The organism is Streptomyces sp. NPDC085946 (genome assembly GCF_044540485.1).
Classification (GTDB): Bacteria; Actinomycetota; Actinomycetes; order Streptomycetales; family Streptomycetaceae; genus Streptomyces.
In genome coordinates this window covers 37155-49626 of the sequence record NZ_JBITSF010000011.1, presented here as the reverse complement: position 1 = coordinate 49626, position 12472 = coordinate 37155, and the positions used below count along the sequence as shown (strand labels likewise).

Annotated in this window: 8 protein-coding genes; 6 read left to right on the top strand and 2 right to left on the bottom strand. The window is 74.4% G+C overall.

All coding sequences use genetic code 11. The features are described 5' to 3' along the window. Positions 1-3: 3 nt before the first annotated feature. Positions 4-1218, bottom strand: coding sequence for a globin domain-containing protein (locus ACIF8T_RS22390; protein WP_400037663.1), 1215 nt, complete (start codon positions 1216-1218; stop codon positions 4-6). Positions 1219-1522: 304 nt separating this feature from the next. After that, the gene (locus ACIF8T_RS22385) at positions 1523-3535 is read right to left on the bottom strand and encodes a beta-galactosidase (RefSeq protein WP_400037661.1); all 2013 of its coding nucleotides are present in this window, start codon (positions 3533-3535) and stop codon (positions 1523-1525) included. 500 nt (positions 3536-4035) lie between these two features. Here ACIF8T_RS22385 and ACIF8T_RS22380 point away from each other — a divergent pair, with 500 nt between their 5' ends. The 6 genes from ACIF8T_RS22380 to ACIF8T_RS22355 all read left to right on the top strand — a co-directional run bounded on the left by ACIF8T_RS22380 (position 4036) and on the right by ACIF8T_RS22355 (position 12462). Further along, on the top strand, positions 4036-5277 hold the full coding sequence (locus tag ACIF8T_RS22380; RefSeq protein ID WP_400037659.1) for a Gfo/Idh/MocA family protein: 1242 nt from the start codon (positions 4036-4038) through the stop codon (positions 5275-5277). 188 nt (positions 5278-5465) lie between these two features. Beyond that, positions 5466-6146: a TetR/AcrR family transcriptional regulator gene (locus ACIF8T_RS22375; RefSeq protein ID WP_400037997.1), complete on the top strand. Its 681-nt coding sequence runs from the start codon at positions 5466-5468 to the stop codon at positions 6144-6146. Positions 6147-6344: 198 nt separating this feature from the next. Beyond that, positions 6345-7994 carry an MDR family MFS transporter gene (locus tag ACIF8T_RS22370; protein ID WP_400037995.1) on the top strand — a complete coding sequence of 550 codons (1650 nt, stop codon included), beginning with the start codon at positions 6345-6347 and terminating at the stop codon, positions 7992-7994. 255 nt (positions 7995-8249) lie between these two features. Further along, on the top strand, positions 8250-9323 hold the full coding sequence (locus ACIF8T_RS22365; RefSeq protein WP_400037657.1) for a hypothetical protein: 1074 nt from the start codon (positions 8250-8252) through the stop codon (positions 9321-9323). A 620-nt stretch (positions 9324-9943) separates the two neighbouring features. Then, the gene (locus ACIF8T_RS22360) at positions 9944-11509 is read left to right on the top strand and encodes a M28 family metallopeptidase (RefSeq protein WP_400037655.1); all 1566 of its coding nucleotides are present in this window, start codon (positions 9944-9946) and stop codon (positions 11507-11509) included. A gap of 260 nt (positions 11510-11769) precedes the next feature. Beyond that, positions 11770-12462, top strand: coding sequence for a glycoside hydrolase family 11 protein (locus tag ACIF8T_RS22355; protein WP_400037653.1), 693 nt, complete (start codon positions 11770-11772; stop codon positions 12460-12462). The last annotated feature ends 10 nt before the right edge of the window (positions 12463-12472 follow it).

Genomic DNA, 12472 nt, shown 5'->3' with positions numbered 1-12472 from the left:
CGCTCAGGCCGCCGGCCCGGGCAGCCACAGGTCCGGTCCGAAGACCTCGTAGCGGATCTTCCGCGCCGGTACTCCGGCGCCCAGGAGCCGGCCGCGGACGTCGCGCATGAACGGCAGCGGGCCGCAGAGGAACACCGTGGCGTCCTCGGGCAGTTCGACGCCGTCGAGGTCCATCAGGCCGGAGCGGGCGCCGGGTTCGGACGCGTCCGGCCGCTCGTACCAGAACACGAGGCGGGCGTCCGGCAGTTGTCCGGCCAGCCGCCGGGTCTCGGTGCGCAGCGCGTGGTCGGCGGGGGAGCGGTCCGCGTGCAGGACGAGGACCGGGCGGGCCCAGCCGAGGGCGGCGAGACGGGCCAGGATGCCGGTCATGGGGGTGCAGCCGATGCCCGCGGAGACCAGCACCAGCGGGGTGGCGGAGTCGGCCGCCTCGTCGAGGAAGACGTCGCCGAACGGCGCGGAGAGCGTCAGTTCGTCCCCCGGACGGACCCGCTCGTGCAGCAGGCGGGAGACCTCGCCGTCGGGGGCGCCCGCCGTTCCCGCGACCCGCTTGACGGTGATCCGCCGCAGTGCGCCGCCGGGGTCCGAGGAGAGGCTGTACTGGCGCAGCTGGTGCACGCCGTCGGGCATGCGGACGCGCACGCTCACGTACTGGCCCGCCCGCGCCCGGGGCGCCGGTGCTCCGTCGGCCGGGCGGAGCACGAAGGACACCACGTCCGGCGTCTCGGTGCGGCGCTCGACGACCGTCCACTGCCGCCAGGTCCGGCCGGGCTCGACGCCGGCCTCCTGGTAGAGGCGGGCCTCCTGGGCGATCAGGGCGCCCGCCATCAGCCAGTACACCTCGTCCCAGGCCGCGGCCACCTCCGGGGTGACCGCGTCGCCGAGGACCTCGGCGATCGCACCGAACAGGTACTTGTGCACGAGCGTGTACTGGTCTTCGGTGACGCCGACCGCGGTGTGCTTGTGGGCGATGCGGCCCAGCAGGGCGTCCGGCCGTACGTCCGGGTGCTCCAGCAGCGCGGTCGCGAACCCGGCGATCGACCCGGCCAGGGCGCGGCGCTGGGCCCCGCTGGCCTGGTTGCCCCGGTTGAACATCCCGTCGAGCAGCTCCGGCCGGTCGCGGAACATCGTCCCGTAGAAGCGCGCGGTGATCTCGTCCAGTGCCCCGGCCACGGCGGGCAGGGTGGCACGGACCACGGCGGCGGATTCTTCGGACAGCATGAGGCCTCCCGGCAGGGGGACGGGGTGGAAGGGCGCCGCCCGGCAGCGCGGCGACGAACTCTGTCTAGCAGGAGCCGGGCGGCGTTCCGGCGCCGTCGACCGCCCCGGGGCGAAGAGGGGCCGAACGGCGTCCCCGCCGAGGACCACCGGCCCACCGGCCCGTCCCCGTCGCAGGGCCGCACGGCCCCGGGACGGGGACGGGCCGGCCCTGTCCGCCGCCGGTACGCCCACCGGGGCGGCGCGCCGGCCACCGGCGCGGCGCACGGCAGCCCGCGCACCGCCCCCGGACGTCCGGGGCCGGCGGTCAGGCCTCGCGGATCACCGCCACCCCGCCGGGCGGAACCGTCAGGCCGTTCTCGCCGGCGGTCGCGCCGCTCAGCAGGTCCCGTCCGGAGACGGCCGCTCGTACCCCGGCCCGGGTGTGGTTGACGAGGAACAGGAAACGGGAGCCGTCCTCGCCGTGGCGCCGGACGGCCTCCACCCCGGCGGGCAGGCCCGGGACCTCGGCGGTCAGGCCCGCTTCGGCCAGCAGCGCGTCGACGACCGAGGCGGTGCCGGCCTCGTCCAGGCGCGTGGCCACGTACCAGGCGGCGCCCTGCCCGTGGTCGTTGCGGGTGACGGCGGGGAGGCCGGCCAGCGGTCCCTCCGCCCAGGTGCGCACGGCCCGCGCGCCCGCCAGGCGCGTCTTCTCGCTCCACAGGTCCGCCCGGCCGCCGTCGTCCAGCAGCGGGGTCTCGTCCTCCAGCAGCGGCCAGAACTCCTCCGACCGCACGCCGAGCAGGTCGCGGAAGGCCCCCGGATAGCCGCCGAGGCGCACGTGGTCGTGCTCGTCGGTGATGCCGCTGAAGAAGGTGACGAGGACCGAGGCCCCGGAGCGCGCCGCCTCGGCGATCCGGGCGGCGTCCCGGTCGGTGACCGTGTAGAGGGTGGGGACGACGACCGCCCGGTAGCCGGACAGGTCGCTCCCGGCGCCGACGACGTCGACGGTGACGCCGCGCCGCCACAGGGCGCGGTACCAGCGCATGACCTCCTCCGGGTACCGCAGGGCCTGGGTGGGGTGGCTGTCGAGCTCGCTGCCCCACCAGGCCGGGTAGTCGAAGACGAGCGCCGCCCGGGCGCGGACCCTGCTGCCCCGGACGGGGGCGAGGGCCTGCAGCCGGCGGCCCAGTGCGACGGTGTCGCGGAAGACGTCGCTGTCGGGGCCGGCGTGCGGCACCATCGCCGAGTGGTACTTCTCGGAGCCCGCCGCGGACTGCCGCCACTGGAAGAACATCACCGCGTCGGCGCCGCGCGCCACGTGGGTCAGGGAGTTGCGCAGCATCTCCCCGGGACCCTTGGGGCGGTTGCGCGGCTGCCAGTTGACGGCCGACGTCGAGTGTTCCATCAGCATCCACGGGTCGCCCCCGGCGACCCCGCGGCTGAGGTCGGCGCTGAACGCCAGCTCGATGTGGGACTCGGGGTCGGCCGCGACGAGGTAGTGGTCGTTGGCGATCACGTCCAGCTCCGCCGACCAGGAGAAGTAGTCCATCCACTTGGTGCGGGTGGTCATCATGAGGTTCGTGGTCGCCGGCACGTGCGGGGTGACCTCGCGCAGCACGTCGCGCAGGGCCCGGTAGTGGGCGAGGTGCTCGTCGGAGCAGAACCGGGCGAAGTCGAGCTGCTGGGTGGGGTTGACGGTGGTCGGGGCGGTGCGCGGCGGCAGGACCTCGTCGAAGGTGTCGTAGCGCTGCGACCAGAACGCCGTGCCCCAGGCGGAGTTGAGGGCGTCCACGGTGCCGTAGCGCCGGGCGAGCCAGGCGCGGAAGGCGGTGGCGGCGGCGTCCGAGTGGTCATGGGGGACGTGGCAGCCGAGTTCGTTGTCCACGTGCCACAGCGCGAGCGCGGGGTGCTCCCCGTAGCGTTCGGCGATCTTGCGGGTCATGCGGACCGCGTACGCCCGGTACACGGGGGAGGAGACGGCGTAGGACTGCCGGCTGCCCTGCTGCAGGACGGTGCCGTCGGCGGTGCGGGGCAGGATCTCCGGGTGCCGGCGCGTCAGCCAGGGCGGTGGTGAGGCGGTGGCGGTGGCCAGCGCCACGCGGATGCCCGCGGCGTGCAGGCGGTCCAGCACGGCGTCGAGCCAGCCGAAGTCGTAGTCGCCCTCGCGGGGTTCGAGCATCGCCCAGGAGAAGATGCCGACACTGAGGAGGTTCACGCCTGCCCGGCGCATGAGCTCGACGTCCTCCAGCTGGACGTCGAGGGGCCACTGCTCGGGGTTGTAGTCACCGCCGTAGGCGATGCCCGGGACGTCGAGCGGCCAGGGGCTGGGCGTGGTCATCCGGTGGGTCCTTCGGGCGTCGGAGCGAGCGGTGGTCACGGACTGGCAGAAAGGGCTTTCTGCGGCCTGAGCACGCTAAGAGCGGGGCGGAGGGCTGTCAAGGGCCGGGCGCGGCCCCGGCGGGAGCGCGTCCGGCGGCCCTTCGCAGGGACGGAGTCCGCAGCCGGCAACCGGTGTGCCCCTGCTGCCGGTTCGTGAGCCGGCCGTCGCGCCCCTCCCCTGGGCCCGCGGCGGGGCCAGCGTGCCCAGCAAGGGTTTTCTCCCGCGGCGGGAGCCGGAACCCGGCCCCCCTCCCGCCCGGCGGACCGTCCCGTACCCCGGCCGCCTCACCGAAAGCCGAGGAACCCGTGACCGGACACAGTCCCCCGGCCGGAACCCGGCCGCTCCCCGGCCCCGGCGAGCGGCGGCACGGCCCACGGGCCGGGCGCGGTGCCCCGCTTCGCACCGCCCGCCGCGGACCGGCCCCGGCGCCGCTACGCGATGGCGGGCACGGCCACCGGGTGGGCCTGCACGTCGACGCCCTCACCGGTGAGCACGCCGACGTCGGTGAGCCGGTCGCCCGGCTTGGCCCCAACCCCGCCCGCATCGACCACCACGACGACCGGGCCGGACGCGCCCTCGGCGGTGACGGGCCCGCGGGACTGCCCCGTTACGCCCCCGCCGACCTGGAACGCATGACCGGCGAGCAGGCCGTCGACACGGTCGTCGTCACCAGCGTCTACCGCACCCACGCGGAACCCGTCGACCGGAGCCTGCGCGCGGGCGCCGACGTCGTCGTCGAGAAGCCGCTGACCACGGACGCCGCCGGCTGCCGGCGCATCACCCGGCCCGTCGCCGACACCGGCGGGGACGTCGTCATGACGTTCGACTGTCGTTACGCGCCCCGCAACGCGACGCTCCGCCAGGTCATCGCGGACGGTGTCATCGGCCAGGTCACCGGCCTCCGCATCGCATGGGTGCCGGACACCGTGCACGGCGCCGACTGCTTCCGGCGCCGGCACCGTGGGAAGACCGACTCCGGCGGCCTCCTCGTCCACAAGGCCGGCCACCACTTCGACCTCGTCAACTGGTGGATCGACGACGTCCCCACCCGCGTGTACGCCTCCGGCGGGCCGCGCTTCTACGGCGACGCCGACGCCGCCCGCGGAATGGGCCCGCGCCCCGGGCGGGGCACCGGCGCGAAGGGTGACCCCTTCTCGCTCGACCCGCGCGACGACCCCCGCCTGGAGGCGCTCTACCCGCGGGCCGAGCGCCACGACGACTACCGCCGCGACCAGGACCCCTTCGCCCCGGGCGTCACCGTCGAGGACGACATGTCCGTCCTCGTCGACTACGCCCGCGGCGCCACCCTCGCCTACTCCCTCAACGCCCACAGCCCCGGGGGGGCTACCGGGTCTGCGTCAACGGCACGCGGGGCCGCGCCGAACTCGACGTGGTCGAGCGCGGGCACGCCGACTCCGGCGGGGACGCCGTGCCGGACCCCTCCGCGACCGCGGACGCCTCGCGCGAGGACCGGGTCCGCACCGCCGGGCACCGGCTCCTCGTGCAGCAGCACTTCCGGCGCGCGACGGAAGTCGTCGTCCCGGACGGCATCGGCGGCCACGGCGGGGGCGACACCCTCCTCCAGGACGTCTTCCGCCGCGCCCTGCGCCTGGAACCGGACCCGCTCGGCCGCGCGGCCGGCCACCTCGACGGCGTCCGGGCCGTGGCCGTGGGCATCGCCGCCAACGAGTCGACGCTGACCGGGCGGCCGGTGCTGATCGACGACCTCGGGCTCGGCGTACCGCTCGCCGGCGGCGGCCCGCGGCCGCGCACGGCCGGGCAGCAGCCGACGGGCACCCGACCCCGCGCGCCGCGGGACGCGGACCCGGGACGTCCGTCCGACGGCCCGCCACCGGACGATTTTGCATGGCGTGCATCTTTGCATAGCATGCAAGTTATGTCGGAGAAGGGTGCCGCGGGGGACGGTCTGCGGGAGCGCAAGAAGCGGGCGACGCGCGCCGCACTCGCCGAGGCCGCGGTGCGGCTGGCCGCCGAACACGGCGTGGACAAGGTCACCGTCGAGGCGATCAGCGCCGCGGCCGGAGTGTCCGTACGGACCTTCTTCAACTACTTCACCACGCGCGACGACGCCTTCGTCGTGATCGACGCCGACGCGGGCGTACGGATCCGCCGCGCGGTGCTCGACGCGCCGGCCGGGCTCTCCCCGCTGGAGGCCCTGCGCGAGGCCATGGCGGCGGAACTGACCGAGGCGGAGCGGCAGCACGAGCTGTGGCGGCTGCACGCCGAGGTGCTGCGCGCCTCGCCGCACCTGCTGGTGCGCAGTCTCGGCGCGCACATCGCGGACGAGACCGAACTGGCCGAGGCCATCACCGCCCGCATCCGCTCCGCCGGCGGGCCGCCGTCCGCCTCCGCCCCCGGGACGGCGTGCGACGAGGAGCGACGCAAGGCGCTCGACCTGTACCCGCGGCTGCTGGCCGCGGTGGCGGGCGCCGCGGTGCGCGTCAGCGTGGAGCACTGGTGCGCCCGGCAGGAGGAAGCCGCCTTCCGTGACGTCTTCCAGGAGGTGTTCGACCTCCTCGCCGCCGGTCTCCCGGCGCCCACCGCGTAGTCATCGCGCCGGCCGTCCGGCACCCGCCGCGTGGTTCCGCGCGGCCCCGGCCTCCGGCACCCGCTCCCACCCCCGCTGTCGCTCCGCGCCCGCGTGCGCCCGACCCTGTCGGCGTCCGGCCGGCGCGGACCGTCCGACCTCACCGAAAGAGAACCCGTGACCTCACTCGCGGCGCCCGACGACGCGCCTCCCACCTCCATGACGCACCGGCAGATACTCCAGGCCATGTCCGGGCTGATGGCCGGCATGTTCGTCGCGATCCTGGCCGGCACCGTCGTGTCCAACGCGCTGCCCACGATCATCGCCGACCTGGGCGCCAGCCAGTCCTCCTACACCTGGGTCGTCACCTCCGAACTGCTGGCCATGACCGCGACGGTGCCCCTGTGGGGCAAGCTGTCCGACCTGTTCAACAAAAAGCTGTTGCTCCAGCTCTCGCTGGGCATGTTCGTGGTCGGCTCGCTGCTCGCGGGCTTCTCGCACGGCGTCGGCCTGCTCATCTTCAGCCGGGTCGTGCAGGGCATCGGCGCGGGCGGCCTGACCGCCCTCGCCCAGGTCGTGATGGCCTCCGTCATCCCGCCCCGCCAACTGGGCAAGTACGCCGGCATCTTCGGCGCCGTCTTCGCCGTGGGCACCGTCGCCGGACCGCTGGTCGGCGGCGTGCTGGTCGACACCTCCTGGCTGGGCTGGCGCTGGTGCTTCTTCATCGGCGTGCCGTTCGCCCTCCTCGCCATCGCCCTGCTCCAGCGCACCCTGCGGCTGCCCACCACGCGGCGCGAGGCGCGCATCGACTGGCTCGGCGCCCTCCTCATCGTCGCCGGCGTCTGCGCGCTGCTCATCTGGGTGTCGCTGGCCGGCAACGAGTTCGCCTGGGCGTCCTGGCAGACCGCCGCCCTCGTGGGCGGTGGCGTGCTGCTGCTGACCGCCGCCGTCCTCGTCGAGGCCCGCACCCCCGAGCCGGTCATCCCGCTCGACATCTTCCGCAACCGCACGGTGACCCTGACCACCGTCGCCAGCCTCCTGGTCGGTGTCGCCATGTTCGGCGGGACCGTCTTCCTCTCGCAGTACTTCCAGGTCTCCCTGGGCAAGTCGCCGACTGTCGCCGGTCTGATGAGCCTGCCCATGATCCTGGGCCTGCTGGTGTCCTCCACCGTCGCCGGACAGGTGATCAGCCGCACCGGCCGCTGGAAGCGGTACCTGGTGGCGGGCGCGGTCGTCATGACCGCCGGTCTCGGGCTGCTCTCCACCATCGGCGTCGAGACGCACTTCGGCCTCCTCAGCCTCTACATGGCGGTGCTCGGCGTCGGCGTCGGCATGCTGATGCAGAACCTGGTGCTCGCCGCCCAGAACGACGTGCCCGCCGCCGAACTGGGCGCTGCGACCTCCGTGCTGTCCTTCTTCCGCAGCATGGGCGGCACCATCGGCACCAGCGTCCTCGGCGCGATCCTCGCCAACCGCGTCACCAGCGAGATGACCAAGGGCCTCAGGGAAGCGGGCGTCACCGCGCCGGCCGGCGAGAGCTCGGGCGAGAGCAGCGTCCCGGACATGGCGGCGCTGCCCGCCCCCATGCGGTCCGTCGTCGAGCACGCCTACGGTGTCGCCACGGCCGACCTGTTCCTCATCGCCACGCCGTTCGCGCTGCTCGCGCTGGTCGCCGTCGTGTTCGTGAAGGAGAAGCCGCTCAAGACCACCAGCGGCCTGGAGCGCCTCGCCGAGGAGACCGGCGCCCCGGGCACCGCGCCGGAGCGGGGTACCGGGCACAGCCCGTCACGGGTGGAGCCGGTGGAACCGGCAGAGCCGGAGGAGTCGGCGGGGCCTGCGGGTAAGGACCCGGTGACACCGGTCGGCTGAGCGCGCACCCGGCGGACGGGGCGCGGACGCAACCGGACGGGGCGGCCCACCAGCCATGGGGGGCCGCCCCGTCCGCCGTCGTGAGGCGCGGGAACGGGTTTGCGAGTCCCGCCACCGGCGGGTGATACTCCCCGTCCCCCCACCGTTGTCCGCCGTGCCGTCCTCTTCCGACAGGGGCTCTGCCCGATGAGTGTTCTCGCGTGCGCGCAGCACGCCGTGGTGTCCGCCGCGGTCCCGAAGGGCGGTGCGTGACCGGTGGAGATCACCCGCGCCGTCGTCCTCGGGCTCGCGATCGCGTGCGCCGTCGCCTACTACCGTCGGCTCACGGGAGGTCTGCCCTCCTGGGGCGCGTCCCGCAAGGCCAGGGCCCTGGGGCTGCTTCCGGAGTCCCGGCAGAACACCTCGTGGGCGGCGGCACCCGGCCCCGAGCTGGAGCAGGCGAGGGCCGCGGCCGCCGACGGCCGGTGGGAACCGGCGGCCCGGCTCCTGGCCGCCGCCCGGGAGCAGCGGGACTGGGCGCGCCGCGCGTACTACGCCGACGCGTTCGGCTCCCACCAGGCGGCGCACCCGGGCGGCTGGCTGGACGCGTGGGAGGCGGCGGCCGGTCCGGACGACCCGGACGTGGCGGTGGTGCGGGCCTGCGCGACGGTGTCCCTGGCCTGGCACCTGCGGGGCGGCGGCTGGGCGAAGGACACCAGCCGGGAACAGTTCGCGTCGTTCCACGGCACGCTGGACCGGGCGCGGCGGGAGACCGCGCGGGCCGCGCGGGCGAACCCGGACGATCCCACGCCGTACCTCTGCGAGATCTGGACCGGGCTCGGCCTCGGCTGCTCCCACGAGGACATGCGCCGGATCTGGAAGGAGGTCACCGCCCGGGCCCCGCACCACTTCGGCGCGCACGGCGCGGCGCTGCAGTACTGGTGCGCGAAGTGGCGCGGCTCCGAGGCCCTGGCCGTGTCCTTCGCCCGCGAGGCCGCGGCCACCGCGCCGCCCGGCAGCCTGCTCGCCGCGCTGCCGCTGATCGCCTGGTACGAGCACCACGACAGCGGCGCCGAGGCGGCGGACTTCCGCGCGCCGCACCTGCTCGCCCTGGTCGACGCGGCCCTGGAGGACCTGGCCGCGGCCCCGCCGGACCACCCCGACACGGCGCGCGTGAGGCACCTGCTGGCGTACTTCCTGACCCGGCAGGGCCGGCACGACGCGGCCCTGGAGCAGTTCCGCCTGGTCGACGGCTACGTGGACGCCCTCCCGTGGCGGTACTGGAGCGACCCGGCCGCCGCGTACTGCCGCTGGCGGGACCGGGCGGTGCGCGGGTCGGGCCGGCACTGAGCGACCGGCCGGCCCGCCCGGCGGCCGTACCGCGCCTCACCGCGCGGCGGCTCCGGGGGAGCGACCAGGGCGACGCCCGGGCCGGCCGCCCGGCGTCCGGCGTCCGGCGGCCGGCTCCGCGCCGTGCCGCGCGGCGCACGCGGCAGCGGTCGCACGCCGTCGGGGACACGGGAAGACACGCGTCCCGGCGTCGACCGCGACCGCACCGGGGCCGTGAACGACAGGGCGTCGGCGACCACGGCGCACCCGGCGCCCGACGCGGGTCGTTCCGCGCCCGCGGGACCCCGTGCGGAGCGGACGCCGCAACCCGCCTGCCGGTGACGGCCGTTCACGACCGGCCGCCGGGATGCCGGGGCCGCGGCACCCCCGCGGGCCGGTGGGCCACCTCCGCGCCCCTTCCGCGTCCCGGAGGGCCGCCGGACCCACCGGCCGGCGTCACACGGGAACGGGACGAAGCGCCAGGCGGAGGCGTCCGAACAGCACACCCGTACGCTCGAAGACGTACAAGGTGATGCGGTCCTGCTACATCTCGCGGGAGTCGCGGCACAAGTGATCACGGGTCACCCGGAGACGGCCGGCTGCCCCTCGTTCTCGTCCGCATCGGGAAGGATCGGATCTCTGTGCGCGCAACCCCTCGCAGAGCCGCGGCCGCCCTGGCCGCGGCCGCACTCGCGACCCCGCTCCTGCTGGCATCCGCGTCCCCCGTCACCGCGCACCGGCATGACCCCGCCGGCCGCGCCGCCGGGGAAGCGGCCGAGCTCTCCGAGGAACTGGTCCGCGAGTCGTCCGCCCGGGACGCCTTCGAGCACTTGCGGGAGTTCCAGCGGACGGCCGACCGCGCGGGCGGCAACCGCGCCGCCGGAACGCCCGGCCACGCCGCGTCCGCCGCGTACGTGCACCGGCTGCTGAAGAAGGCCGGGTACCGGGTCTGGTACCAGGACTTCGAGTTCGTCTACACCGAGACCCGGGCCGAGAAGCTGTCCGTGGTCTCGCCCGCGCCGCGCGACGTCGCGATCGCGGCCATGACGTACACGAAGTCGACGCCGGCCGGCGGCATCACGGCGAAGCTGGCCGCCGCGCCCGTCGACGCCGACGGCACCCACGGCTGCGAGCCCGGCGACTTCGCGCCCGGGGCCTTCACCGGGAACATCGCGCTCGTCAAGCGCGGCGGCTGCGCCTTCGGGGTCAAGCAGGAGAACGCGGCGGCCGCGGGTGCGGTCGGCGCGATCGTCTACAACAACGTCGAGGGCGCGCTCTCCGGCACCCTGGGCGACCCGGCGGCGGACGGGATCCCGATCGGCGGCATCACGCTCGCGGCGGGCGAGAAGCTCGCCGCGGACCTCGCGCGGGGCCCGGTGAAGGTGGCCTTCGAGATCCGCCAGCACCAGGAGGAACGTTCCACCAGGAACGTCATCGCGGAGACCCCGCACGGCGACGCCGCCGGCACGGTGATGCTCGGTGCCCACCTCGACAGCGTGACGGCGAGCCCCGGCATCAACGACAACGGCTCCGGCTCCGCCGGTCTGCTGGAGGTGGCCCTGGAGCTCGCCGAGACCCGCGAACGCCCCGCGAACAAGGTGCGCTTCGCCTGGTGGGGCGCGGAGGAGAACGGTCTGCTCGGCTCCGAGCACTACGTCGCGCACCTCGGCGACTCCGGCAGGAAGGAGATCAGGCTCTACCTCAACTTCGACATGATCGCGTCACCGAACCACGGCCTGTTCGTCTACGACGGTGACGACTCCGACGGCGTGGGCGCACCGGCCGGCCCGGCGGGCTCCGCGCAACTGGAGCGCGACATCGGCGAGTTCCTCGACCGGACCGGCACGCCGTACGAGGGCACCGACTTCACCGGCCGCTCCGACTACGGGCCGTTCGTCGAGGCGGGCATCCCCTCCGGCGGCACCTTCACCGGCGCCGAGGAGATCAAGACGGCCCCGCAGGCCGAGAAGTTCGGCGGCACGGCCGGGGTCGCGTACGACGCGTGCTACCACGCCGCGTGCGACGACCTCGACAACGTCGGCATGCGGGCGTTCGACGTCAACATCGACGTCATCGCCCACGCGGTGGGTACGTACGCCCAGGACCTGGGTTCCCTGCGCGAGCCGGTCACCACCGTGCCGACCGGGGGCGGCACGGGCAGCGGCGGCGGCCTCCACGACGGCCACGACCGCGAGGTGACGGAGTAGCGAAGCCGTTCCCGGCGGGAGCGCCGAAACATTCGACGGCTTTCGGAACGGTGAGGTGGCGGAGAGGTCGGCGAGGATTCCGTAAGTGGGCGGAAATGGGCCTTGCCGAAACATTTCGCAGCTCTGACTGCTGATCTCCAATTAACTTTCGGAGTACTTTCGGAAACAGAGTCATTGACCGCCTTTCCGGGCCGGGTTCATACTCTCCAGCGATCCCTCGTAACCGGAACCTCCCCCCTCGGCTGTCACCAGGAGGAAACATGCACGAGAACCCCCCACCCGCACCGACGCTCTCCCGCCGGAGCCTCCTCGGCGGTGCCGGTGCCCTCACGCTGGCCACCGCCTCCGGTCTGCTGCTGCCCGGCACCGCGCACGCGGACACGACCATCACCACCAACCAGACCGGCACCAACAACGGCTTCTACTACTCGTTCTGGACCGACGGCGGCGGCTCGGTCTCCATGACCCTGTCGTCGGGAGGCAGTTACCGCACCAACTGGACCAACTGCGGCAACTTCGTGGCCGGCAAGGGCTGGAGCAACGGCGGACGGCGGACGGTGCGCTACTCGGGCAGCTTCGCCCCGTCCGGCAACGGCTACCTCACCCTCTACGGGTGGACGGCCAACCCCCTCGTCGAGTACTACATCGTCGACAACTGGGGCACCTACCGGCCCACGGGCACGTACAAGGGCACCGTCACCAGCGACGGCGGCACGTACGACGTCTACCAGACCACCCGGTACAACGCCCCGTCCGTGGAGGGCACCAAGACCTTCAACCAGTACTGGAGCGTGCGGCAGTCGAAGAGGACGGGCGGGACCATCACCACCGGCAACCACTTCGACGCCTGGGCCCGCTACGGCATGCGGCTCGGCAGCTTCAACTACTACATGATCCTCGCCACCGAGGGATACCAGAGCAGCGGGAGCTCCAGCATCACGGTGAGCGGCTGAGCCCCTGACC